Below are 25,177 nucleotides of genomic sequence, written 5' to 3'. Positions count from 1 at the left end.
TGTCATTTTTAAACAGCTATAATAAAAGGTTTCAAAACATATTTATTAAACTATTGCTAAACTGGTGTTATAAAACCTAACATAACAACGCTATATTTTAATTGATTTCTAATAAAAGTGTATTTATAATTTGGCTTTAAGCAGAAATAACTTGCTTAAACAGTACAAAATATCTAAGTACTGGAAAAGTTCTTGCAAAAGGGGATGAGGCAAAGTTGATTAAATTACAGAATGTAAATAAATATTTTGGAGACCACCATGTACTAAAAGATGTGAATCTAGAGGTGGCGGAGGGAGAAAAAGTCGTTATTATAGGACCTTCTGGTTCTGGGAAAAGTACCACAGTCAGATGCATGAATTTTCTGGAAGAACCTACAACAGGAGAAGTTTATATAGATGGAAATCAGCTAACTTCAAAAAATAAACTAGAAACGGTACGAAATTCCTCTGCAATGGTTTTTCAACAATTCAACCTATACCCACATATGACTGTGTTAGGAAACCTAACAATAGGTCCAATGAAATTGCAGAACAAGACTAAAGAAGAAGCAGAAGAAATGGCTTATCGATATTTAGATATTGTAGGATTAAGAGAAAAAGCAACGGCATACCCTTCATCATTATCAGGCGGACAACAACAAAGAGTAGCCATCGCTAGATCACTTTGTTCAGAGAAGAAAATTATTTTATTCGATGAACCGACTTCTGCTTTAGATCCTGAGACGGTCCAAGAAGTCTTGGACGTAATGATCAAGTTATCCAGCATGAATATTACGATGGTTGTTGTGACGCACGAAATGGGTTTTGCTAAACAAGTAGCTGATCGTGTTATTTTTATGGATGATGGGACCATTCTTGAAGTAGGACCGCCAGAACACTTCTTTGAGAACCCTACACATGAACGAACGAAAGAATTTTTAAGCAAAATTTTAAGATAAAAAAATGATAATTACTTAGGAGGAAAAGGAATGAAAAAGAGAAACTTATTAGCAACAGTAATTTTATCTAGTGTATTATTTTTAGGGGCTTGTTCGTCAGATGATGGTTCAACAACAGAGGCGGAAACGGCAAAAAAATCAGATCAAGTAACGATTGAAGCCATTAAAGAAGCAGGCGTTTTAAAAGTAGGAGTTAAAGAAGATGTTCCGAATTTTGGTTTGAAGAATACAGATACAGGGGAGATAGAAGGATTCGAAATCGATATTGCTAAAAAATTAGCTGAAGAGATTTTAGGTGATCCAGATGCTATTGAATTGACACCTGTTACGGCTAAAACACGTGGTCCATTGTTGGACAATGGAGAAGTAGATATGATTATTGCTACTTTTACAGTAACAGAAGAACGTAAAGAGACTTATAACTTCACAGATGCTTATTATGAAGATGCAGTAGGTTTATTGGTTAAAAAAGATAAAAATTATGAAGGATTAAAAGACATGGATGGAGCAACTATTGGTGTATCGCAAAGTTCTACCACAGCTGAAGCCATTACAGCAGAAGCTGAACAATATGATATAACAGTAGACTTTTCAGAATACGCAACTTATCCAGAAATCAAAGCAGCCTTGGATTCAGGCCGTGTAGACGCATTTAGTGTAGACAGATCTATTTTGGCTGGTTATTTAGACGATTCAACTGAGATTTTATCCGATCGTTTTGCCACTCAAGATTATGGTATTGCAACTAAGAAGACAAATACGGAATTAGCAGAGTATGTAAATGAGTTGATTACTACATGGGGTGAAGACGGAACTCTTGACGGATTAGTTTCAGAGTGGGGATTGAGTGAATAATGAAAAGTACAAATCCATTCGCACTTTGGAGATGGGAGGACCTTTTTCAAAACTTCGATAATTTTAGTTCTGGATTTTTACGAACGCTCCAAGTGGCTATATTAGCATTGGCATTGTCTCTAATCATAGGGGTGATTATTGGGATTCTATCAACTGCTCATAATGGTGTCTTGCGTGCGATTGCACGAGTATATGTCGAAATTTTTCAAAATATCCCTCTTGTCATCCAAATATTCTTTATGTATAACGGATTAGCTATGGCTGGTTTGGTCTTGAGTGAATTTACTATAGGAGTAGTAGGTGTCGGTTTGTATCATGGGGCTTATATCGGAGAAGTAGTACGTGCAGGTATTTTATCTGTTCCTAAAGGCCAACAAGAAGCCGCGTATTCTCAAGGATTTGGATACACACAAACGATGCGCTACATTATATTGCCGCAGATGGTGAAAAGTATATTACCTCCATTAACGAACCAAGCGGTTAATCTAATAAAAAACACTTCCGTTTTAGCGATTATTGCTGGGGCAGACTTAATGTATGCAGCTGATTCTTATGCTTCTTATTCTTTGAATTACGGACCACCTTATGTATTTGCAGGGTTACTATACTTTTTACTTTGTTTCCCATTGGCTACGTTCTCAAGGAAATATGAAGAGAAATTAAAGAAAAATGATTCCGTTGTGGTGGATATTCCGGAGGTGATGGAATGATCGAATCCATGAAAAATGTGTTTACACCCGCTAATGTATTATTTTTATTAGATGGATTAAAGACTAGTTTACTAATCTCTTTATGTGTAGTGATCCTGTCCATCCTATTTGGAACATTATTAGGATTAGTCAGAAATTATGAAAACAAATTTTTTGGAAAATTAGCTAGTTTTTATATTGAACTTTTTCGCAATACGCCGTTGCTTTTATGGATGCTGGGATGTGCATTTCTGATTCCGGGAAGTACGATTTTAGTAAAAGGTTCATTAGCTTTATTTTTATATACAGCTGCGGTAGTAGCAGAAATTGTACGTGGAGGATTAAACGCCATACCAAAAGGCCAATTTGAAGCAGCTCATTCTCAAGGGTTTTCTTTTTTTCAATCGTTAATGTATATTATTCTGCCTCAAACATTCAAAAAAATTATTCCTTCTTTGCTATCGCAAGTGATTACAACCATTAAGGATACTTCTTTTCTTGCTGGATTAGGCATAATGGAATTTACCCGAAGTGGACAAGTCATTTTAGGAAAAGTAACAAAAACTTCTGAAGTCTTTTTGATTTATGGCTTCCTAGCATTGGTTTATTTCATTATCTGTTTTTTGCTTTCTGTTTTAGTCAGAAATTGGCATAACAGAAATTCGGAAAACGTGTAGATGCACAATTCTTCAGTCGAAAAAAATAGGACATGCTCTTTATTGCTAAGAGTATGTTCTATTTTTGTTCTACGTTCATAAAAGAAAAGAGGCTACAGATCATCCTCAAATAGATTCAGTTCTGTTTGTTGCGGAGCAAGGTGATCAAAGTCGAGATGCAATTTCTTTTGCAATTGCTTGGCATTTGCTGCAGCGTGCCCTCCAGAGTTGTTGTTAAAGATAACAGCCACTTCTTTAGAGTCTTTTTCTAATTGACGAATAATGGATACAAATTCGTCTAGTTCGGAGGAGCTGTAATCATAAAGGGTTCTTTTTTTTCGCCAATCCGGCCCACTTGAATCTAACCAACCTTCATAATTCCGGCCATGTAATCGAAATAGGGTTAATGCTGTATTTGTACCTATACTAATTAATGGCACACTATTTCCGGGAGTTTTTGGTTGATCAACAACAGTATGAATAAAATTTTCTTCAGCTAGAAACGTTAATGTGTTTTCTTTGTTAGTGTCGCTGTACCAACTTGCATGACGAAATTCAATAGCCACAGGCAAATCTTTCATAAAATGTCGCACTTTTCTTAAATACTGAACATGCTCTTTTGTGCAATCAAAAAAAGGCGGAAATTGAAATAGAAAAGCTTTAATGCGATCGCTTGAGATCATAGGCTCGAAAACAGCGATGTAATGCTCAAACATCTGTTGTTCAGTTGGGAAAAACTTCAACCAGTCCTTATGTTGTGACATAGCTTGAAATGCTTTTGGAATAAATTGAAAAGTAGGAGGTGTTTTTTCAATCCAAGATAAAATATTCTTATCCGGTGGAATAGCGTAGAAGCTAGTGTCTAATTCTACAAAAGGAAAATGAGAACTATAATCTTCCAGCCGTTTTGATGGGCGGATAGTCAGCAAATCGTGATCAGACCATCCCGTTAAACCTATAGAGATCATCAGAAATCCTTCTTTCTTTAGATTAGAATAACTAGCCTTATTGTACAGCAACCGTTATGATGAAAGAAAGTAGAAACATCTTAATAGACAATCGATAAATTCACGATGAAATAGTAACTATATAAATTGTTTCACGCGAAACATTCTGATTTAATAATGCTATTAGAATAAATATGAATACGCTTAAATAAAAATCGTTAGAGGAGCCTTTAAAATGTATAAATTAGTTTTTTTTGATATCGACGGAACATTATTGACCGATCGGAAAAAAATTCCTGCTTCAGCTAAACAAGCTATTCAAGATTTAAAAAAGAATGGCATTATGCCTGTCATTGCAACGGGAAGAGCACCATTTAGAATCGATGAAATTTTGAAAGACTTAGATATTCAAACACATATTACATTAAATGGTCAGTACGTGGTACATGAAGGGAAAACAATTTTTCAGAATCCTTTATCAGAGGATTCGGTCAAGCGATTAGCGGTTGCTGCAGAAGTAAATAAACAACGGATAGCTTTTTGCGGGAGTGATGAAATATTGGGAACTTCAATGGTTACTTTTGGTCAGAAAGGTTTATTGAAAAAAATGATCCAACGTGTTCCGATAGCTCCACCTAAAAAAGTCATGCAATTGATTACACGATATGTAGGATCGTCTAAAAAAATGAAGCCTATTTTGCCACATTATTATGAAAATCGTATTATTTATCAATGCATCATTCATACCACAGAAGAATATGATGATTATTACCAAGAAGCTTTTCCGGATTGTCACTTTACGAGATGGAATCCTTACTCAGTAGATGTTATTTCAAAAGGAATGTCTAAAGCAGTAGGTATCCAAAAATTAATTGACCACATGGGTATTGGAATAAATGAAACGGTGGCATTTGGAGACGGGTTGAACGATATTGAAATGTTGCAAGCAGTGGATATGGGAATCGCCATGGAAAGCGGACGCAGGGAGTTAAAAGAAATTGCTGATGATATCACAGCCTCTCCAGAAAATAATGGTATTTTAAAAGGGTTGCAGAAATTGGATTTACTGCCTTAAAAAGCACTTGAAGAAGAGAGAGAAACTTTGTTTAAGATGAAAGAAAACAATAGGATTTTCCTATTTTCAGTAGCTTTCTGTGGTATACTATTTCAGAAAGCTTTTGAGAAGAATTAATTTAAATAAAAAAGCAACCTACTCATTTGTTGTCTAAACGTACCTTCTTTTCTAAGAGAATGTTTACTAGATGGTTAGAATGAAGTAGTTAAACCTACTAAGGAGGCACCTAAAGTGGCTGAGAAAAAAACATTTTATATTACAACACCCATTTATTATCCAAGTGGAAAACTGCATATTGGAAATGCCTATTCTACGATTGCATGTGACGTTATGGCACGTTACAAAAGAATGCAAGACTTTGATGTTTTTTACTTAACAGGTAGTGATGAACATGGTCAAAAAATCGAAAATAAAGCACAAGAATTAGCTATTACCCCTCAAGAGTATGTGGATCAAATGGCTGAAGGTATGCAAAGTCTATGGAAACTGTTAGAAATTAGCAACGATAAATTTATTCGAACAACAGATCCTGTACATGAAAAAGTTGTAGCAGATATTTTCGAACGCTTTTTAGCGCAAGGAGATATTTATTTAGACGAATATGAAGGCTGGTATTCTGTGCCGGATGAAACATTCTATACAGAAACACAGTTAGTAGATATCGAAAGAGATGCTCAAGGAAAGATCATTGGTGGACAGTCACCTGACAGCGGGCATCCAGTAGAATTGATCAAAGAAGAATCTTACTTCTTCAGAATGAGTAAATATGCGGATCGATTATTAGCTTACTACAATGAACACCCAGACTTTATTCAGCCTGAATCGCGTAAAAATGAAATGATCAATAACTTTATTAAGCCAGGTTTAGAAGATCTAGCAGTTTCTCGTACGACATTTACTTGGGGCGTTAAAGTACCAAGCAATCCTAAACACGTTATTTATGTATGGATCGATGCACTTGCAAACTACATTACTGCACTTGGTTACGGTACAGATGACACGTCTTTATTTGATAAGTTCTGGCCTGCAGATGTGCATATGGTTGGGAAAGAAATCGTTCGTTTCCATACTATTTATTGGCCAATCATGTTAATGGCATTAGATTTACCATTGCCTAAAAAAATATTTGGCCACGGATGGTTGTTAATGAAAGATGGCAAAATGTCTAAATCAAAAGGGAACGTGGTTTACCCAGAAATGCTAGTAGAACAATACGGTTTAGATGCTTTACGCTATTATTTGATGCGTGAAGTGACTTTTGGAAGCGACGGTGTTTTCACTCCAGAAGACTTTGTTTCTCGTGTAAATTACGATTTAGCAAATGACTTAGGAAACTTGTTGAACCGTACGATTGCGATGATCAATAAGTATTTTGATGGAAAAGTTCCAGACTATACAGGAAATGTTACGGAATTTGATGCTGTTCTAAAAGAAACAGCAGAAAAAGTTTGTGCTGATTATCAAAACGAAATGGAAAATATGCAATTTAGTAGCGCGTTAAGCCATGTTTGGGTATTGATTTCGCGTGCAAACAAATACATTGATGAAACAGCGCCATGGAAATTAGCAAAAGAAGCAGATAAAACAGCAGAATTGTCTAGTGTTATGGTTCATTTAGCAGAAACTCTTCGTATTTCAGCTATTCTATTGCAACCATTCTTGACTCATGCACCTAAAGAAATATTTACTCAATTAGGTGTCGAAGGAGAATTTGCTGGAAGTTGGTCAACGGTTCAATTTGGATTATTCCCTGCCAATACTACAGTCATTAAAAAAGGCACACCTATTTTCCCTCGATTGGATATAGATGTAGAAGTAGCTTATATCAAAGAACAAATGGCTGGTACTTCTGATGAGCCGACACAAGAAGCTGAAGCAGAAGAAACGGAATGGGATCCATCAGAAACAACTTTAGTTTCAACAAAAGAAAAACAAATTAAATATGAAGATTTTGATAAAGTAGAATTAAAAGTGGCTGAAGTGATCGATTGCCAAAAAGTAGAAGGAGCAGATAAACTTTTGAAATTCCGTTTAGATGCAGGGGACGAAGGTCATCGCCAAATTCTTTCAGGTATTGCAGAATGGTATCCAGATCCAGAAGCTTTAATTGGTAAAAAAGTTATGATCGTCGCTAACTTGAAACCGCGTAAAATGCGTGGAGAAGTCAGCCAAGGAATGATTCTGTCTGCTGAAAAGGATGGAAAACTTCAAATTATTGAAGCGCCGCTGGAAGCACCAAACGGTTCTGAAATTGCTTAAAACCTTATAAAACGATATACCCTGCTGGAAACCCATTTAGCAGGGTGTTTCTGTTAAAGAAGAAAAGAAAGGATGTTAGGATGTTATTTGATACGCATACGCATGTGAATGCAGAGGAATTTGATAATGAAGTTCCAGAAACAGTACAACGTGCAATTGAAAACGATGTTACTAGAATGGCTGTTGTTGGTTTTGATACTGAAACGATTGAAAAATCGTTAGCTTTAAATAAACAATATGAAGAAATTTATAGCATTATTGGTTGGCACCCGACAGAAAGTTACTTGTATACGGAAGAGATTGAAGAAAAGCTATATCACCAATTGCAGTTGCCAAAAGTAGTGGCTATGGGAGAGATGGGACTAGATTACCATTGGGACACTTCTCCAAAAGATGTCCAAAAAGATGTATTTCATAGACAGATCCAAATCGCAAAAGAATTAAAGCTGCCCATCAGTATTCACATGAGAGACTCTATTGAGGATACTTATGAACTGATGAAAAAAGAACATGTTGAAGATGTTGGCGGAATTATGCACAGTTTTAGTGGAGATACATTATGGATGGAACGGTTCTTAGATTTAGGCATGCACATCTCTGTAAGTGGCGTCATTACCTTTAAAAATGCTCCTGAAGTAAGAGAAGTAGCTAAAGCCGCTCCTTTTGATAAACTATTGATTGAAACAGATGCTCCTTATTTAGCGCCAATGCCTTATAGAGGAAAGCGAAACGAACCAGCATACGTTAAATTTGTAGCAGAAGAAGTGGCGAAACAAAGAGGCATGAGTTACGAAGAAGTAGCTAAACAAACGATGCAAAATGCTAATCGCTTATTTAGGTTAGTCTAATGGAGAAAATAAAAGAAATTATTGTTGTTGAAGGACGAGACGATACGAGGCGTATAGTAGAATCCGTAGAAGCAGATACGATTGAAACGAATGGATCGGCTATCGATGAAGAAACCCTCTTATTGATAAAAAAAGCTCATGAAACAAGAGGTGTTATTGTGTTTACGGATCCTGATTTCCCGGGTGAAAAAATCCGCAAGATCATTGCTCAAGCTGTTCCAGGAGTGAAACATGCATTTTTAACAAAAGATGAAGCCAGATCAAAAGGAAAAGGTAGTTTAGGTATTGAGCATGCTTCACCAGAAGCAATACGAGCTGCATTGGCGAAATGCTATACAGAGACCATAGCTAAAGAATCATTAGTTTCACAAGAATTGTTAATGGATGCCGGATTGATCATGGGACCAAATGCACGAAAGAGACGAACAAAATTGGGAGAAAGACTCAATATTGGTTACACTAACGGAAAACAACTTCAAAAGAGATTGCAAATGTTTCAAATCTCTCCGGAAGAAGTTATAAAAGTGATGCAGCAAATTTTGGAGGAAGAAAAACATGACAAATCATAAAGATATAGCAACGCCGTCAAGAACAAAAGAAATAATGGAAAAATATGGTTTTTCAGTAAAGAAAAGTTTAGGTCAGAACTTTATTGTGGATCCTAATATTTTAAGCAATATAGTAGCGGCTTCTGATATCGATAAAAATACGAATGTCATTGAAGTTGGTCCCGGGATAGGAGCTTTAACCGAACACCTTGCAAGAGCAAGTAAGGAAGTCATTGCTTTTGAAATAGACGACCGTTTATTGCCGGTGTTAAAAGACACTCTAAGTCCTTATGATAATATTTCTATTGTTCATAGTGATGTATTGAAAGTCAATTTACAACAAACGTTACCAGAATTGATCGATTTAGATGAACCTTTAGTTGTTGTAGCTAATTTGCCTTACTATATTACAACGCCTATTATTATGCATTTCTTAGAAACCCCTGTTCGAATCGATGGGTTAACGATTATGATGCAAAAGGAAGTAGCTGAACGGATAACAGCTGCTCCTGGAAGCAAAGCATACGGATCATTGTCTATTGCTATTCAATATTACATGGAAGCAGAAGTTGCTTTTATTGTCCCTAAGACAGTCTTTATACCGCAGCCAAATGTTGATTCTGCTATTATCAAATTAACAAGAAGAGCGACACCAAGTGTAACGGTCAAGAATGAAAAGTCCTTTTTTGCATTAGTTCGTTCGGCTTTTGTGCAAAGACGTAAAACGCTTTGGAACAATTTGTTGATTAGATATGGTAAAGAAGATGAAGTCAGAGAAAAATTAACACAAGCATTAGAAACAGCGAATATTGATCCAAAACGTCGTGGGGAAACATTAAGCTTGGAAGAATTTGCTCGTTTGTCGGATGCTATTGATGAAATTGTATTAGAAAAAGATTAATTTTAAAATGATTTCACTCAAAAATTCAGTTGTTTCAAGGATTTGTAAAATCTGATATATGAGAGAATTATTATTTGTGCGAAAGGTTTTCTTGTGGTATACTTGTAAATTTTTGTGAAGTGTGTTATAATGGCATCAGACGAGTGAGGTGAATCTGATGCCAAGTACATTAGCAGACATTAAAGAAAGCTTAGATGATCATTTAGGTAAAAAGATTATGTTGACCGCGCAAGCTGGTCGTAAGAAAAAAACCGAACGCAAAGGTATTTTAGCAGACACATATCATTCCGTATTTGTGGTTGAGCTAGACCAAGATGAAAATGCATTTGAACGTGTCTCATATAGTTACACAGATGTTTTAACTCAATCTGTAGAAATTGAATTTATTGAAGAAGAAAATTGGCAATTCGCATAAAATAAAATAGAAATCATTTTGACGAGCTAATATAAGCTCGTTTTTTTGTACAAATAAATGAATAAGTAGAATCATAAGTTTTTTTGGAGGGGTGTTCTTGGGAATGGGAACTATTCATCACATAGAATTAAATGTTTCAAATTTAAAAAAATCAGTAACATTTTGGGGCTGGTTTTTAGAGGACTTAGGGTATCAAGCTTTTCAAACTTGGGATGAAGGAAGAAGCTGGAAAAGAGATGAAACTTATATTGTGTTTGTCCAAACGAAAGAGAAATTTCTTTCTGGAGGTTACCATAGAGGACATACAGGGTTGAATCATTTAGCGTTTCAAGCAAGTTCTAAAGAGCAAGTAGACAACTTAACAAAAAAACTACAAGAAAAAGGTATTGAAATTCTTTATAAAAAGCGCCATCCGTTTGCTGGCGGAGAGCAGCATTATGCCGTTTTTTTTGAAGATCCCGACAGAATCAAAGTTGAATTAGTAGCTCCTTTTACATAAAGAGAAAAAGTCTGAGACATTTTTGTCTTAGGCTTTTTTTTAGAAAAAAATACGCCATTTAACTTTAATAGTGCTAGTCAGAAGTCATTAATTTCTTGTTATTTATAATATTTAAGTTAAATTATACCTTTCTTGCTTTTCAAATCTTTTTTTTTAAGCTAGTATGTTTTACAGACAATCAAAAAATAAAGAGGAAAGGAGTGAAGAGAAATGGAGGTAATAGAAAAGGCTCCCGCTAAAATTAATTTGTGTTTAGATGTTTTGCATAAAAGAGATGATGGTTACCATGAAATGGAGATGGTAATGACTTCAGTTGATTTGGCAGATCGCATAGTGTTAAAAACAATTGAAGAAAATCAGATCGTTATTCATTCAAATAATGGTTTTTTACCATTAGATCAACGAAATCATGCCTATAAAGCTGCAAAACTTTTTAAAGATACGTATCATATTGAAAAAGGCGTGGATATTACGATTGAAAAGAATATTCCTATTGCTGCTGGTTTAGCTGGCGGTAGCAGTGATGCGGCTGCTACTTTGAGAGGGCTCAATCGATTATGGCAGTTAAATTTAAGTAATGATGAATTAGCCTTAATTGGAGAAAAAATAGGTTCAGATGTTCCTTACTGTATTTATGGCGGAACGGCCTATGCAACAGGTAGAGGAGAGAAAATTCAACAAATTGATGCGATTCCCCAATGCTGGGTAGTACTTGTTAAGCCTAAAAAAGGTATTTCTACTTGGACCGTTTTCGAGAATCTTTCATTTGAGCAAATTACTCATCCAGAAACAGAAAATATGCTGACAGCTATTCAAGAAAATGATTATAGTCAAATGGTAGAGAATACTGGTAATGCTTTGGAGCCTATTTCTGCTGTAAAACAACCGGATATCAAACGAATTAAAAGAAAGATGCTTCAATTTGGTGCAGATGCTGCTTTGATGAGTGGAAGTGGACCAACTATTTATGCTTTATGTAAGAAATATTCTAAGGCACAGCGCGTATATAATGGATTAAAAGGATTTTGTAATGAAGTTTACTTGGTACGAACGTTAAAGTAGATTGAAAATTTATAAAAGTAGAGGCTGAGACAAAAGTCCAGCCTCTTTGCTATTTCTAAATGATTATTTTAGAACGTTCTCCAAAAATCAAAATCGATGAATATTATCTTCATGAACCATGCTTAATGGTGTGAGACATTACTTCCTGCGTTGGTTCGCTCCAGTTACCGTAGTTGCTTTAAGGATAGGGTATATAAGAGACGATTCGGATCTAAATGTATTTTGTTCCACTACTACCTTTTATGTTCTATTTTTCTCTTGACGCACAAAGTAGATAGTGATAAGCTACATAAGGAATTTTAAATCGTAATCATTACTGTTTAAAGAATATAGAGAATTAAAATAAATTATAAATTAACCAGTAACATTAATTGTAAGGAGGATATTCACTTGACGAACAGAACTAAGAGATTAAGTTTGGTTTCATTGTTGACAATACTAGTATTGATAACAATAGGATGTAGCGATCAAAAGAGTAGTCAATCAGACTCAGATAAATTACAAGTGGTAACAACTTTCTATCCTATGTATGATTTCACTAAAAATGTTGCTGGAGATAAAGCAGATGTGACATTATTATTAGAAGCAGGAACGGATACGCATGGTTATGAACCAAGTGCAAAAGAAGTTGCAGCTATTTCGGATGCAGATGTATTTGTTTATAACAGTGAGGAAATGGAAATATGGGTCACAAGTGTCTTAGAAAGTATAAATACTGAAAATACAGTTATCGTCAATGCCAGTGAAGGCATTTCTTTATTGGAATCTGAAGGAGAACATGACGAACATGAGTCAGACGACCATCAACATGATGTGGATCCACATATCTGGTTAGATCCAGTTCTTGCTCAAGAAGAAGTCAATAATATTAAAGATGGTTTGATTGCTGCAGATTCAGAAAACGAAGAAGCGTATCAAACGAATGCAACAGAGTACAATGGAAAATTAGAGGCGTTAAATCAAGAGTTTGAACAAGCCTTTAAAGATACTGCGAAACGAGTTTTTGTGACGCAACATGCGGCGTTTGCTTATTTAGCAGACAGATATGAATTAGAACAAGTCTCAATTGCTGGGATTTCAACTGAAGAAGAACCTAGTCCAGCTAAACTTGCTGAATTACAAGATTATATAAAAGAAAATGACATTAAGTACATCTATTATGCCGAAACCTCTTCTAATAAAATTGCCGAAACGCTTGCTAATGAGTCCGGCGTAGAGTTGGAAATTTTGAACCCGATAGAAGGGATCACAGAAGAAAACCAAGAAAAAGGACTAGATTATATCCAATCTATGAAAGATAATCTAGCTGCTCTAAAAAAAAGTATTTATTAATCCAATTATGAGTTTAGTCGCATGACTTATTCCATAGGTGAAAGAAAGAAGGGGCATCAATGCATTACATTGAAGTGAAAGATTTATCTTTTTATTATGATGAAGAACCTGTGTTAGAAAATATTTCCTTTACAGTCGATCCTGGAGAATTTGTTATGATGACTGGCGAGAATGGGGCTGCAAAATCAACTTTGTTACGCAATGTTCTAGGTTTACTTAAACCAACTAAAGGAATGGTCAATCTATCAGCTGTAAATAGAAGAAATGAACCATTATCTATCGGGTATATCCCGCAACAAGTGGCGTCTTTTAATACTGGTTTTCCTAGCACAGTATTGGAGTTGGTTCGATCTGGTCGTTTCCAAAGAGGGAAATGGTTTAAACGATTAGATGCTGAAGACCATGAACATGTTGAACGTGCGTTAAAATCAGTAGGTATGTGGGATTTGCGTCATAAAAAAATCGGTGAGCTTTCTGGTGGACAGAAACAACGGATTTCACTAGCTCGTATTTTTGCTACAGACCCAGATTTATTTGTTTTAGATGAACCTACTACTGGTATGGATCTAGAGTCCAGAACCGATTTTTATGAATTACTCAAACACAATAGTGAATTTCATGGCAAAGGTATCTTGATGGTAACGCATGATCATGATGACATTAAAAACTATGCAGATAGACATATTCAGCTCATTCGAAAGGAGGATTCCCCATGGAGATGTTTTTCTATGGATTCATGCAGCGAGCATTCCAAGCTGCATTCTTAATTGCCATTATTGCGCCTATTCTCGGGTTATTTTTAGTTCTTAGAAGGCAATCATTGATGGCAGACACATTGTCACATATTTCTTTAGCGGGAATTGCATTAGGGTTGTTTTTAAATGTGAACCCAACTTTCATGACGTTGATTGTAGTAGTAATTGCCGCTGTGATCATTGAATATTTGCGAACGCTGTATAAATCTTATTCTGAGATTTCAATCGCTATTTTAATGTCTGCTGGAATGTCAATAGCACTGGTTCTTATGAGTTTAAGTAGTGGTGGTTCTACGTCTACGATTCAACAATACTTATTTGGTTCAATTGTTACGATCAGTCAACAACAAATTTACTTATTAGCAGCTTTGTTTGTGATTATTGTAGGATTGTTTTTAGTTTTTCGTAGACCAATGTATGTGCTGACATTTGATGAAGATACAGCTTTTACAGCTGGTTTGCCGGCACAATTAATGTCTATACTCTTTAATGTGATTACTGGAGTGACTATTGCAGTTATTATGCCAATTGCTGGAGCATTGCTTGTATCGGCTATTATGATTTTGCCAGCAGCGATTGCTATGCGAATAAGTAAAAGCTTTTATTGGGTCATTTTTGTTGGAATTATTGTAGGAATTATAGGTATGTTTACAGGATTGACCGTTTCATACCAATGGGGTACTCCTCCAGGTGCAACAATCACCTTGGCATTTATTGCGATTTTTATTCTTACGATGCTAGCAACAAAAATTATTCAACGAAAAAAATATCAAAAAAGTCGAGTTTAAAAAAGCTGAAAAAAATAGTGAGTTAGATGATAAGCAAAGGAGCCGTGATGGATAATCACCGGCTCCTTTACTTATGCAGTAATCTTAAAAAGCGAATACGAAGGTTCGTGTTTTTTTTTATGAGAAATCATTAATAAAAACGAACGATTTTATAATATTTGGTAAAAAGCTACCTTTTTATATGTAAAACGCGTATAATGATGTTTGACAGATTGGCTGCCCTGAAAAAATGAGAAAAGAAAACCATAGGAGAGGTGAAAATAATGAAAATAAAAAGAAGTGAACGCTTGATTGATATCACACGTTATATGTTGGAAAGACCGCATACTCTAGTTCCGCTTACCTATTTTGCTAATCGTTATGATTCTGCTAAATCCTCTATAAGTGAAGATTTAAGTATTGTAAAAAAAACGTTTAGAGAACGTGGGACTGGAACATTAGAAACCGTTCCGGGAGCTGCAGGAGGGGTTCGTTACATACCTGAAATCGCGAAAGATGAAGCTGAAGAATTTGCGAAAGAGATGTGTGAACGTTTATCTGAATCAGATCGGTTATTGCCAGGTGGATATGTATACTTATCAGATCTATTAGGGCAACCTAGTGTATTGCGTCAAGTAGGAAAAATTATTGCAACAAAATATTTGGAACAACCGATTGATGCTGTTATGACAGTAGCCACAAAAGGTGTGCCAATTGCTCAAGCAGTATCGACTTACTTAAATGTTCCATTTGTTATTGTACGAAGAGATTCTAAAATAACAGAAGGTTCGACTGTAAGCGTCAATTATGTTTCTGGATCTTCGGACCGGGTTGAAAAAATGGAATTATCTAAACGCAGCTTAAAACGAGGATCTCGTGTGTTAATCGTAGATGACTTCATGAAAGGCGGCGGTACCGTTAACGGTATGAAGAGCTTGATTGAAGAATTTGAGGCAGAGCTAGTAGGAATTACTGTATTTGCAGAATCAACATTTAGCGGCAATCGAATGGTTGATGATTATACGTCATTGCTATGTGTAGATGAAGTGAATATTCGTGAAAAAACGATTCATGTACAACCAGGTAATTACTTTACAAAGTAAAAATGAAAACAAAAAAATGAGGCCCTAGACTTAATAGCATTATCCTATCTCCAATACGGTTAATTCCGAAAGGATCAGATTATACCAATTTGAGTAAACAAGAATAATAGCTTGTATTGTAAAAGTAGTTTAGTTTACGATATAGAGGTAGGGACAATTTTTGAATAATAGAGGAATTAAAAGATGGGGTTGGAAATTTTCCAGCTCCATCTTTTAATCTATCTAGTTAAATAAAATTAAAAGTTAAACACTTTATCCAACATTAACTAGTATTATGGGTTGAAAACTCGCTATGTATAAGCTATCATAAAATGGGAAACCTATGTACTTAAGAGGAAAAATTAGTGAAATCTACTTAAAGCCAAATGAAATAAAAGAGACGAAAAAGATAGGAGTTTATAAAATGCCACAACGTTATGCAGTGATATTAGCAGCAGGACAAGGTTCAAGAATGAAATCAAAATTGTATAAAGTATTGCATCCAGTTGCAGGTAAACCAATGGTTGGCCATGTAGTCAGCCAAGTTGAAGCTGTAGGTGCAGATAAAATCGTGACAATCGTTGGAGTAGGTGCTGAAAAAGTAAAAGATTATCTTGGTTCTCGTTCTGAATATGCGATTCAATCGGAGCAGTTAGGAACAGGACATGCTGTGATCCAAGCTGAAGAACTTTTAAAAGATAAAGAAGGCACAACGTTGGTTATTTGTGGAGATACTCCGCTTTTAACAGCTGAAACATTGGCACATTTATTTGATAACCACCAAGAACAAGGAGCAAAAGCAACAATTTTAACAGCTCATGCTGAAAATCCTACTGGTTATGGGCGAGTGATTCGTAATGAATTAGGAAATGTTGAAAAAATAGTTGAACAAAAAGATGCTAGTCCAGAAGAAATACAAGTACAAGAAATCAACACTGGAACGTATTGTTTTGACAATCAGTTATTATTCGAAGCTCTTAAACAAGTTGGAAATAATAACGCACAAGGTGAATACTATTTACCTGATGTAATTGAAATATTAAAAAAACAAGAGCATGTTGTTTCTGCTTATAAAATGGACAATGAAGAAGAAGCTCTTGGTGTGAACGACCGTGTAGCTTTAGCTCAAGCTACAAAATTGATGAGAGACCGTATTAATACAACACATATGCAAAATGGGGTTACCTTTATTGATCCTGTTACAACTTACATTGATAGTGAAGTAATTATTGGTTCAGATACTCTTGTTGAAGCAGGAGTTAGTCTTAAAGGGACTACTATCATTGGAGAAGATTGCTTTATTGGTGCAAACTCTGAAATTTCGAACAGTAAAATTGGCAATCAAGTTCGCGTCACAAGTTCGTCTATTGAAGATTCTGAAATGGCTGACAACAGCAATATTGGACCCTATAGTCATTTGCGTCCAAACAGTAGTGTGGGAAATTCTGTCCATATTGGAAACTTTGTCGAAATCAAAAATGCGACCATTGATGAAAATACTAAAGTAGGGCATTTAACATACATTGGAGATGCTGATTTAGGGAAAAATATTAATGTAGGATGCGGGACTGTTTTAGTTAATTATGATGGGAAAAATAAACATCGTACAACTATTGGGGACAATGTATTTGTAGGTTGTAACGCCAATTTAGTTGCTCCACTTAAAATAGAAGAGAATGTTTACATTGCTGCTGGATCAACAATTACTAAAGATGTTCCTACTGAGTCTCTTGCCATTGCAAGAGCTCGTCAAGAGAATAAAGCGAACTATTTTGATCGGTTGCCACATTAAAAATCGAATATAAATTGGTGAAATACTTGATTTTCAGTAAAAAAGTGACTACTATTAATATGATATGAAGTAAATAATTTGTAATTAAAGAAAGTGGAGGTCACTATGTCAGAACAGTATTTTGATCCAAAGTTAAAGATTTTTGCGTTAAACTCAAATAAACCATTAGCAGAAAAAATTGCTAAATCGGTAGGAGTAGAATTAGGAAAACTATCTGTGGATCAATTCAGCGACGGAGAAATTAGAATCAATATTGAAGAAAGCATTCGTGGAGCACATGTTTATATCATCCAATCAACATCTAGCCCCGTAAATGACAACTTAATGGAACTATTGATTATGATCGATGCTTTAAAACGTGCAAGTGCAGCAACAGTTAATATTGTTATGCCTTACTATGGTTATGCAAGACAAGACCGCAAAGCTCGTTCTAGAGAACCCATTACTGCAAAACTTGTTGCTAATATGATTACAGCTGCTGGAGCAGATCGTATGCTGACATTAGACCTACATGCTGCTCAAATCCAAGGCTTTTTCAATATGCCTGTTGACCACTTGGTAGGTGCCCCTCTTTTAGCAAATTATTTCTTAACTCAAGAAATTGTTACTGAAGAAGAAGATGTAGTTGTTGTTTCACCAGATCACGGTGGCGTAACACGTGCGCGCAAATTAGCGGAGTTCCTAAAAGCTCCAATTGCTATTATTGACAAACGTCGTCCTAAAGCAAATGTAGCAGAAGTTATGAACATTATTGGCAACGTAGAAGGCAAAAAATGTATCTTGATCGACGATATGATCGATACTGCAGGAACTATTACTTTAGCTGCCCAAGCTCTTTCTGAAGCGGGTGCTACTGAAGTTTATGCTTGCTGTACACACCCTGTTCTATCAGGTCCAGCTATCGATAGAATTCAAAACTCAGTAATCAAACAATTGATTGTTACAGATTCAATTTTCCTTCCGGAAGATAAAAAAATTGATAAAATTGTTGAAGTAAGTGTCAGCAATTTAATGGGTAACGCAATTACGCGTATCCATGAAAATAAATCAGTTAGTCCATTATTTGAAAGAAAATATACAGACGTAATAAAATAATTTAATTTATTATACAATCAAGCGAATTAAAAAATGTGATAAGAAAAAGGAAAACTTTCTTATCGCATTTTTTTGTTGCAATAGATGAACGACACGAGTAATCATCTTGCTGTCTAAATCAAAGATTGTTATACTTAACGCATTAGCTTCCTAGTAGAAAAATGGGAGAAATGGAGTCAAAAGACAATGAAAAAATTTAAAAATCAATTAGAATTGGTTCGTCCTTTTGATGGTATTATTGTTATTTTATTATTATTAGGATCTTTTATACCACTTATTATTTTTGGTTATTCTACTAAAAATATAGATGAAGATAGTTCTATTTATGCTGTCGTTATCATTGATGGAGAACCGGTTAAAGAAATAGAACTATCAGAAGATACATCCCATGAGACGTTTACTTTCTACCCATCAGAAGGGCAATATAATATTATTGAAGTTGATGGGACAAAAATTCGCAATAAAGAAGACAACAGTCCAGATCAAATAGCGGTGAAGACGGGTTGGATTAGTAAACCTGGTGAAACAGCTATTTGTTTGCCGCATAAATTAATTATTGAAGTGAAAGCCACGGATTCTTCAAAAGAAACAGATGATGATGTGATTATTCCACTCTAAAAATGTGTGATAAAAATACCTAAGAGTTAATCGCTAGATCTAAAAAACATAGACTAGCAAATATTTTTCGATAAGTTGGCGCTGATTTTGTTTTTAGAATCCATTTAAGAAAAATTAGATATATAAGAAGGAAGCTGAGAATTTTTTGTCTTAGCTTCCGTTTTTATGTTGACGTTAAATAAGAAATAGTGAAATTAAAAGATTAAATAATCATTCGATAAAAATAATAGCGATCACTATATATAGTAAATAATTCTCCTACATAAATGAGAATAAAATTATTTTCTTCTAAAGTTAGAGTTATTGAAGAAACATAGAAATTTCCATTCATAAAGAAACTAAAAAAATAAAAGACTTGAATAAAAAAATGATAGCGCTTATAATGTTTTTGAGAGCGGTTCGAAACGTTTCGATAAATTATTGAGGAGTGATACATTTGAATAAAAAAGAATTAGTTTCATTAGTAAAAAATATGACAATTGATGAAAAAATTGGACAATTGCAACAATTAACAGGAAATTTTTATACAGATTCTGAAGCAGAAATTACAGGACCACTAAATGAAAGCGGATTAACAACGGAAATGGTAGCAAACGCGGGTTCTGTTTTAGGCTTATCTGGAGCTGAAGAATTAATTGGAATCCAAAGAGACTATTTGGAAAGTAGCCGATTAAAGATTCCTTTATTATTTATGGCTGATATTATACATGGATATCGAACAATTTTTCCAATTCCATTAGGATTAGCTAGCTCATGGGATCCTATTTTAATGAAGGAAACTGCTGAAGTGGCTGCTAAAGAATCTGCTTTAAGTGGATTGCATGTGACGTTTTCTCCGATGGTTGATTTAGTTCGTGATCCTCGATGGGGAAGAGTTATGGAATCGACTGGTGAAGATCCTCTTTTAAATCGCCAATTTGCAAAAGCAGCAGTTGAAGGGTACCAAGGAGAAGATTTACGCAATGACTTAAATCGAATTGCAGCATGTGTCAAGCATTTTGCAGCGTATGGTGCTCCAGAAGGTGGACGTGAATACAATACGGTAGACATGTCTGAAAGAATGTTACGGGATATGTATCTTCCATCTTATAAAGCAGCAATTGATGCAGGTTCAAAATTAGTAATGACTGCTTTTAATACAGTTGACAGTATTCCAGCTACTGCTAATAAAAAACTGAATCGTGATATTTTACGTGATGAGTTTGGTTTTGACGGAGTTTTAATTTCTGATTGGGCTGCAATTAAAGAAGTAATTGCTCATGGAGTTGCAGGAAATGATAAAGAAGCTGCAAAATTGGCTTTAGAAGCAGGCGTTGACATTGAAATGATGACTTTTTGTTATCAACACTTTTTGAAAGATTTATTAGCAGAAGATTTGGTTTCCATCGATTTAGTTGATGAAGCAGTTTTACGAATTTTAGAATTAAAAGAGGATTTAGGTTTATTTGAAAACCCTTATCGTGGAGCAAATGCTGAAGCTGAAGAACGCTGGGTATTTAGTCAAGAACATCAGGACGTTGCTGAACGTGCAGCAAAAGAATCAATTGTTTTATTAAAAAACAATCAACAAGCTTTGCCAATTTCTGAAACAGAAAAATTAGCTCTAATAGGTCCCTTTGTTGATAATGGTGAAATTTTAGGTACTTGGTCTTGGAAGGGTAATCCAAAAGAAACAGAAACGATTAAGACTATTTTTGAACAAGAACCCAAGAAAATAGAAGCTAGTTATGTACCTATGGCTGATGTAAATAACTTAACTAAAGAAGAATTAAATGGAGCAATTAATGTAGCTCAAAAGGCAGATAAATTAGTTCTTTTATTGGGTGAAAATTTTATGATGAGCGGAGAAGCCTCAAGCCGTACTAATCTACAGTTGCCGCAAGCTCAGCTTGATTTAATTGCTGCATTAGCTGAATTAAATAAACCGATGATCCTAGTTTTATTTAATGGACGTCCACTAGAATTAACTGCAATCGAACCACAATTTGAAGCTATTATTGAAGCTTGGTTCCCTGGAACAAAAGGAGCAAAAGCGTTACATGATATTTTATTTGGAAAAGTTAACCCAAGTGGTCGCTTAACGATGTCATTCCCTAGAAATGTAGGACAAGTTCCTATTTACTATAATCATTTTAATACAGGGCGTCCAATTGACTATGATGATTTAGAAAATAAATACGTTTCTAAATATTTAGATGTGGCTAATACACCGCTCTATCCTTTCGGTTATGGTTTAAGTTATTCAAATTGTTCTTATGGGACTCTTGCCTCAACTAAGGAAACGTACCGAATGTCTGAAAAAATTGAAATTAATCTAGATGTGACAAATAATGGCAACAGAGCGGCAAAAGAGACGGTACAATTATATACTCGCGATATAGTTGGTCAAGTAGTTCGACCAGTGAAAGAATTAAAGGGATATCATAAAATAGATTTGGCACCAAATGAAACAAAAAAAATTAGCTTTACATTAGATAGCAATGATTTAGCATATGTTCATTCAGACTTAACATTAACAACAGATAGTGGTGAATTTGAAATTATGGTTGGACCAAATAGTGAGGAAGTACAAACTATTCTTATTCATTTAACTAAGTAGGAGGATTCCATGACAATTCAAGACAATAACTATATTGAATTAAAAAAAGATAATACGACTTTTCGCTTTTTAGCAACAGGCGACCTATTTGATGCCTATCATCATGATGTAATGATTAATCAAGTGAAAAGCAATCCCATTGATGGATCAATGAATAACTTATATTTGCGCTTTTTTACGGAAAATGAAGTAACAGAAGTTTATCCACTGATTGGCGTTTCTAGTCAAAGCCAACTTAAGGTGAATCAGCAACAATTAAAATATACAGGTCAAGTTAAAGGGGTATCTTATGAAGTTCTATTTACTCTAGCTACTGAAAATACCTGGTTTTGGGATATCACTCTAAATGGCAGCAATCAAACAGTCGACATAATATACGGTCAAGATGTGGGAATGGCTTATACGGGAGCGTTACAGTCTAATGAAGCTTATACTTCACAGTATTTAGATCACAAAGTATTTGAAGAAAAAGGATATTACACAATTGCTTCAAGGCAAAACCAAAAACAAGGAGAAAATAATCCTTATCTAGAACAAGGTTCATTAACAGGAGCCATTCATTACGTGACTGATGGTTATCAATTTTTTGGCAAAGAGTATAAATTAACTAATCAGCCAGCTGCTTTAAAAAAAGAAAATTTAGTAAGTGAAGTCTACCAATATGAATTTGCTTATATTGGCTTGCAGTCAACAAAAGTTATTTTAGATCAAACGAGAAAGATAAGTTTCTATGGCTTAATCAAAGAAAGCCATCCTGAAGCAGTAACACAGTTAGAGTTTAAAGAAGAGCTAGCTAAGGCGGCTTCTATTGTAAATAACATGGAAACTTCCTTTTCCCCTGTAGAAGTATTACGCCGTAACAAATTGTTTAGTCAAGACTTGCTAACGGGTACTAAGTTTACTACAGCAGACATCGATTATTATTTTCCAAAAAGACAAGCAGAAGAAAAAAAAGACAATCAATTGCTATCCTTCTTTACTGAAACAAATGAACACATCGTTTTACAAGATAAAGAATGCCAAATGGAACGTTCTCATGGACATATCGTGATGAGCGGTACGAATACCAGTATTTATCAAGAAACAATGACAAGTACTTCTTATATGTATGGTTTATTTCAAGCGCAAATTGTTTTAGGAAATACGTCTATGAATAAATTTAATACTAATGCCAGAAATGCATTGAATTTTTTCAAAACATCAGGACAACGTATATATATTAAACGTGCAGAACAATTTCATTTATTAACCATGCCTTCAGCTTATGAATTAGGTTTTAACTACGCTAAATGGTTTTATAAGTTAGATAATGATATGTTAATAGTAACAGTGTATACAGCAACAGATACAACAGAAATCAAAATGAAAGTAACTTCAACTAAAGAAATTGAATATGAATGGTTAATTACAAATCAAGTAATAATGAACGATACAGAATACAATACAGGGTACAATCAATATTTCGATCCGGCTACGCAAACTTATAGTTTTACACCTGATTTGAACTCCGAAATTGTAAAAAAATATCCGGACTTATCTTATCAGTTACATTACAACGGCAGTCAGGCAAAAGTTTTTAAAGAAGCAGAATTTTTCGAAAATGCGCAGAAAAATCAAAATACAACTTCGCTTTTTTCATTACACTTTGATAAAACGGCAAATATAGAATTAAGCATTACTGCTAGTTTAATTGGTGATACAGTTATGCCTTCAAAACAAACGTTTATAGAATCAAAAAAAGACTATCGCAGTTATTTGTCTAGTTTAATGAACGGGTTTCAGTTGTCTAAAGCAAATGACTCTAATCTTGAAATTACCCGCTTAAATATAATTAGTTATTGGTATACCCACAATATGTTGGTGCATTATCTAGTTCCTCACGGTCTTGAACAATATGGTGGAGCTGCTTGGGGAACGCGAGATGTTTGCCAAGGACCAGCAGAATTTTTCTTAGCAAATCAAAAATACGATATTGTAAGAGAAATTATTTTAATTCTTTTCAGTCATCAATTTGTGGAAGATGGAAATTGGCCACAATGGTTTATGTTTGATAAGTATGAAAATACAATGGCTGATGAAAGTCATGGAGATATTATTATATGGCCTCTAAAACTGATTGGAGACTACTTAACCCAAACAGGTGACGTAGCTATTCTAAATGAACCACTAAATTACATGTCTAAAGAAAAACTTCAGTCAATTGGCCCTAAAGTGCCGTTAATTAACCATGTCAAAAAGGCCATTGCTTATATAAAAGATAATTTTTTACCGGGAACTTATCTTTCATGTTATGGAGATGGGGATTGGGATGATACTTTACAACCAAATAATCAAAAATTAAAAGAGAATATGGCGAGTACTTGGACAGTTTCGTTGACATATCAAGTATTAAAGAGCTTTTCTAAAAGTATCGTTTCATTAGATGCTGATTGGTCTAATGAAATGAATGAATTAAGTGAGAACATTGGAGCGGATTTCCGAAAGTACATGCTTAAAACAGAAATCTTACCAGGATTTGTTTTAATGCATGAGGACAATCAGCCAGAATATATTATACATCCAGAAGATACTAAAACAGGTATTGACTATCGTTTATTGCCAATGTCTAGAAGTATGATCAGTGAGTTATTAACGAATACAGAAAAAGATAATCATTTAAAAATAATTCAAAAAGAATTGCAAATGCCAGACGGTGTTCATCTTATGAGCCAGCCGGCTAACTATGCAGGTGGTGTGAGTACGTATTTTAAACGTGCAGAACAAGCAGCTAATTTTGGCCGCGAAATCGGTTTGCAATATGTTCATGCTCACATTAGATTCGCTGAAGCGATGGCAAAAATCGGTGAAAAAAATGAAGCTTGGAAAGCCCTGCAAACTGTGAACCCGATTCTTATCCAAGAAAATGTTCCAAATGCAGAAATCCGACAAAGTAATGCTTACTTTAGCAGTTCAGACGGAAAATTTGCTACGAGATATGAAGCAGGAGAAAAGTTTAATGAACTAAGAACTGGGGAAAGAAAAGTTAAAGGCGGATGGAGAATTTACTCAAGCGGTCCAGGAATTTACATCAATCAGTTAATCAGCAATGTGCTTGGATTTAGGATTGAACACCAAGATTTAATTATTGATCCAGTCTTACCAGATAAATTAAACGGATTGCTGTTTACTTACGCCTATTTAGGTAGACCCTTAACAGTAAAATTTGAATTAGGAACAGGAAAAGAGTTTGCTGAATTAAACGGACAGGTTCTTTCGGGCGTTTCATTGAATAATCCTTATCGTCAAGGGGGAATACGTTATTCAAAAGAAACAATAGTAGCCAATTTGTTAAAAGAAGAAAATATTTTAAAAATTGTAAGATAAAACTTGAAAACGTTTTCTTATAGAGGTATACTACTTTGTAGAAACGTTTCTATTGAATAGATTATTCTTTAAATTTTACTGA

The 25,177-nt window shown here is 34.8% G+C and carries 22 protein-coding genes; 21 read left to right on the top strand and 1 reads right to left on the bottom strand.

What is annotated here, in order from left to right; genetic code table 11:
* The first annotated feature begins 215 nt into the window (after positions 1–215).
* From NST49_RS02355 to NST49_RS02340, 4 genes are read left to right on the top strand one after another with little or no spacing between them, the layout of a single operon-like run.
* On the top strand, positions 216–938 hold the full coding sequence (locus tag NST49_RS02355; RefSeq protein ID WP_023176602.1) for an amino acid ABC transporter ATP-binding protein: 723 nt from the start codon (positions 216–218) through the stop codon (positions 936–938).
* Between the two features lie 30 nt (positions 939–968).
* The gene (locus NST49_RS02350) at positions 969–1,793 is read left to right on the top strand and encodes a transporter substrate-binding domain-containing protein (RefSeq protein ID WP_023176604.1); all 825 of its coding nucleotides are present in this window, start codon (positions 969–971) and stop codon (positions 1,791–1,793) included.
* Entirely contained in the window at positions 1,793–2,503 is a 711-nt protein-coding gene (locus NST49_RS02345; RefSeq protein ID WP_023176606.1) for an amino acid ABC transporter permease, read from the top strand. Before NST49_RS02350 ends, NST49_RS02345 begins: the two co-directional genes overlap by 1 nt.
* Positions 2,500–3,159, top strand: a complete 660-nt coding sequence (locus NST49_RS02340; protein WP_023176607.1) for an amino acid ABC transporter permease — start codon at positions 2,500–2,502, stop codon at positions 3,157–3,159. The genes NST49_RS02345 and NST49_RS02340 overlap by 4 nt, the downstream gene beginning before the upstream one ends.
* 92 nt (positions 3,160–3,251) lie before the next feature.
* Here NST49_RS02340 and NST49_RS02335 read toward each other — a convergent pair whose 3' ends face one another.
* A complete protein-coding gene (locus NST49_RS02335) occupies positions 3,252–4,106 on the bottom strand; it encodes a DUF72 domain-containing protein (RefSeq protein WP_023176609.1) in 855 nt (284 codons plus the stop codon).
* Between the two features lie 214 nt (positions 4,107–4,320).
* Here NST49_RS02335 and NST49_RS02330 point away from each other — a divergent pair, with 214 nt between their 5' ends.
* From NST49_RS02330 to NST49_RS02250, 17 genes are all read left to right on the top strand, one after another.
* The gene (locus tag NST49_RS02330; RefSeq protein ID WP_023176611.1) at positions 4,321–5,160 is read left to right on the top strand and encodes a Cof-type HAD-IIB family hydrolase; all 840 of its coding nucleotides are present in this window, start codon (positions 4,321–4,323) and stop codon (positions 5,158–5,160) included.
* 231 nt (positions 5,161–5,391) lie between these two features.
* Entirely contained in the window at positions 5,392–7,419 is a 2,028-nt protein-coding gene (gene metG, locus NST49_RS02325) for a methionine--tRNA ligase (protein ID WP_341046815.1), read from the top strand.
* Positions 7,420–7,499: 80 nt separating this feature from the next.
* Positions 7,500–8,267: a TatD family hydrolase gene (locus NST49_RS02320; protein WP_187948861.1), complete on the top strand. Its 768-nt coding sequence runs from the start codon at positions 7,500–7,502 to the stop codon at positions 8,265–8,267.
* Positions 8,267–8,836, top strand: a complete 570-nt coding sequence (gene rnmV, locus NST49_RS02315) for a ribonuclease M5 (RefSeq protein ID WP_023176616.1) — start codon at positions 8,267–8,269, stop codon at positions 8,834–8,836. The genes NST49_RS02320 and rnmV overlap by 1 nt, the downstream gene beginning before the upstream one ends.
* A complete protein-coding gene (gene rsmA, locus NST49_RS02310; protein WP_341046811.1) occupies positions 8,823–9,716 on the top strand; it encodes a 16S rRNA (adenine(1518)-N(6)/adenine(1519)-N(6))-dimethyltransferase RsmA in 894 nt (297 codons plus the stop codon). The genes rnmV and rsmA overlap by 14 nt, the downstream gene beginning before the upstream one ends.
* A gap of 157 nt (positions 9,717–9,873) precedes the next feature.
* Positions 9,874–10,131 carry a Veg family protein gene (locus tag NST49_RS02305; protein ID WP_023176619.1) on the top strand — a complete coding sequence of 86 codons (258 nt, stop codon included), beginning with the start codon at positions 9,874–9,876 and terminating at the stop codon, positions 10,129–10,131.
* Between the two features lie 103 nt (positions 10,132–10,234).
* On the top strand, positions 10,235–10,630 hold the full coding sequence (locus tag NST49_RS02300; RefSeq protein WP_341048648.1) for a VOC family protein: 396 nt from the start codon (positions 10,235–10,237) through the stop codon (positions 10,628–10,630).
* A gap of 210 nt (positions 10,631–10,840) precedes the next feature.
* The gene (gene ispE / locus NST49_RS02295) at positions 10,841–11,692 is read left to right on the top strand and encodes a 4-(cytidine 5'-diphospho)-2-C-methyl-D-erythritol kinase (RefSeq protein WP_023176622.1); all 852 of its coding nucleotides are present in this window, start codon (positions 10,841–10,843) and stop codon (positions 11,690–11,692) included.
* A 390-nt stretch (positions 11,693–12,082) separates the two neighbouring features.
* Positions 12,083–13,024: a metal ABC transporter substrate-binding protein gene (locus tag NST49_RS02290; RefSeq protein ID WP_023176624.1), complete on the top strand. Its 942-nt coding sequence runs from the start codon at positions 12,083–12,085 to the stop codon at positions 13,022–13,024.
* A gap of 59 nt (positions 13,025–13,083) precedes the next feature.
* Positions 13,084–13,791 carry a metal ABC transporter ATP-binding protein gene (locus NST49_RS02285; RefSeq protein ID WP_023176626.1) on the top strand — a complete coding sequence of 236 codons (708 nt, stop codon included), beginning with the start codon at positions 13,084–13,086 and terminating at the stop codon, positions 13,789–13,791.
* A complete protein-coding gene (locus NST49_RS02280) occupies positions 13,737–14,567 on the top strand; it encodes a metal ABC transporter permease (RefSeq protein WP_023176627.1) in 831 nt (276 codons plus the stop codon). Before NST49_RS02285 ends, NST49_RS02280 begins: the two co-directional genes overlap by 55 nt.
* Positions 14,568–14,830: 263 nt before the next feature.
* Positions 14,831–15,649 carry a pur operon repressor gene (gene purR, locus NST49_RS02275; RefSeq protein ID WP_023176629.1) on the top strand — a complete coding sequence of 273 codons (819 nt, stop codon included), beginning with the start codon at positions 14,831–14,833 and terminating at the stop codon, positions 15,647–15,649.
* A gap of 403 nt (positions 15,650–16,052) precedes the next feature.
* Positions 16,053–17,420: a bifunctional UDP-N-acetylglucosamine diphosphorylase/glucosamine-1-phosphate N-acetyltransferase GlmU gene (gene glmU, locus NST49_RS02270; protein WP_341046808.1), complete on the top strand. Its 1,368-nt coding sequence runs from the start codon at positions 16,053–16,055 to the stop codon at positions 17,418–17,420.
* 105 nt (positions 17,421–17,525) lie between these two features.
* Positions 17,526–18,515, top strand: coding sequence for a ribose-phosphate diphosphokinase (locus tag NST49_RS02265; RefSeq protein ID WP_023176632.1), 990 nt, complete (start codon positions 17,526–17,528; stop codon positions 18,513–18,515).
* Positions 18,516–18,701: 186 nt separating this feature from the next.
* Positions 18,702–19,133: a NusG domain II-containing protein gene (locus NST49_RS02260; protein ID WP_023176634.1), complete on the top strand. Its 432-nt coding sequence runs from the start codon at positions 18,702–18,704 to the stop codon at positions 19,131–19,133.
* 436 nt (positions 19,134–19,569) lie between these two features.
* Positions 19,570–21,732, top strand: coding sequence for a glycoside hydrolase family 3 N-terminal domain-containing protein (locus NST49_RS02255; protein WP_341046805.1), 2,163 nt, complete (start codon positions 19,570–19,572; stop codon positions 21,730–21,732).
* Between the two features lie 9 nt (positions 21,733–21,741).
* On the top strand, positions 21,742–25,095 hold the full coding sequence (locus NST49_RS02250) for a GH36-type glycosyl hydrolase domain-containing protein (RefSeq protein WP_341046804.1): 3,354 nt from the start codon (positions 21,742–21,744) through the stop codon (positions 25,093–25,095).
* The last annotated feature ends 82 nt before the right edge of the window (positions 25,096–25,177 follow it).

The sequence above is a fragment of the Carnobacterium sp. FSL W8-0810 genome (genome assembly GCF_038007125.1).
In the GTDB taxonomy this organism is placed as follows: domain Bacteria; phylum Bacillota; class Bacilli; order Lactobacillales; family Carnobacteriaceae; genus Carnobacterium_B; species Carnobacterium_B inhibens.
Note: the sequence above shows the minus strand (reverse complement) of the source record. Positions and strands in the feature narration are given on the sequence as shown.

Excerpts from the sequence above, each read along its gene's own strand:
- rnmV (WP_023176616.1), top strand. The coding sequence starts at position 8,267 with ATGGAGAAAATAAAAGAAATTATTGTTGTTGAAGGACGAGACGATACG.
- NST49_RS02265 (WP_023176632.1), top strand. The coding sequence starts at position 17,526 with ATGTCAGAACAGTATTTTGATCCAAAGTTAAAGATTTTTGCGTTAAAC.
- NST49_RS02250 (WP_341046804.1), top strand. The coding sequence starts at position 21,742 with ATGACAATTCAAGACAATAACTATATTGAATTAAAAAAAGATAATACG.
- NST49_RS02340 (WP_023176607.1), top strand. The coding sequence starts at position 2,500 with ATGATCGAATCCATGAAAAATGTGTTTACACCCGCTAATGTATTATTT.
- ispE (WP_023176622.1), top strand. The coding sequence starts at position 10,841 with ATGGAGGTAATAGAAAAGGCTCCCGCTAAAATTAATTTGTGTTTAGAT.
- purR (WP_023176629.1), top strand. The coding sequence starts at position 14,831 with ATGAAAATAAAAAGAAGTGAACGCTTGATTGATATCACACGTTATATG.
- NST49_RS02350 (WP_023176604.1), top strand. The coding sequence starts at position 969 with ATGAAAAAGAGAAACTTATTAGCAACAGTAATTTTATCTAGTGTATTA.
- NST49_RS02285 (WP_023176626.1), top strand. The coding sequence starts at position 13,084 with ATGCATTACATTGAAGTGAAAGATTTATCTTTTTATTATGATGAAGAA.
- rsmA (WP_341046811.1), top strand. The coding sequence starts at position 8,823 with ATGACAAATCATAAAGATATAGCAACGCCGTCAAGAACAAAAGAAATA.
- glmU (WP_341046808.1), top strand. The coding sequence starts at position 16,053 with ATGCCACAACGTTATGCAGTGATATTAGCAGCAGGACAAGGTTCAAGA.
- NST49_RS02305 (WP_023176619.1), top strand. The coding sequence starts at position 9,874 with ATGCCAAGTACATTAGCAGACATTAAAGAAAGCTTAGATGATCATTTA.
- NST49_RS02330 (WP_023176611.1), top strand. The coding sequence starts at position 4,321 with ATGTATAAATTAGTTTTTTTTGATATCGACGGAACATTATTGACCGAT.
- NST49_RS02345 (WP_023176606.1), top strand. The coding sequence starts at position 1,793 with ATGAAAAGTACAAATCCATTCGCACTTTGGAGATGGGAGGACCTTTTT.
- NST49_RS02335 (WP_023176609.1), bottom strand. The coding sequence starts at position 4,106 with ATGATCTCTATAGGTTTAACGGGATGGTCTGATCACGATTTGCTGACT.
- NST49_RS02320 (WP_187948861.1), top strand. The coding sequence starts at position 7,500 with ATGTTATTTGATACGCATACGCATGTGAATGCAGAGGAATTTGATAAT.
- NST49_RS02300 (WP_341048648.1), top strand. The coding sequence starts at position 10,235 with ATGGGAACTATTCATCACATAGAATTAAATGTTTCAAATTTAAAAAAA.
- NST49_RS02260 (WP_023176634.1), top strand. The coding sequence starts at position 18,702 with ATGAAAAAATTTAAAAATCAATTAGAATTGGTTCGTCCTTTTGATGGT.
- NST49_RS02280 (WP_023176627.1), top strand. The coding sequence starts at position 13,737 with ATGGAGATGTTTTTCTATGGATTCATGCAGCGAGCATTCCAAGCTGCA.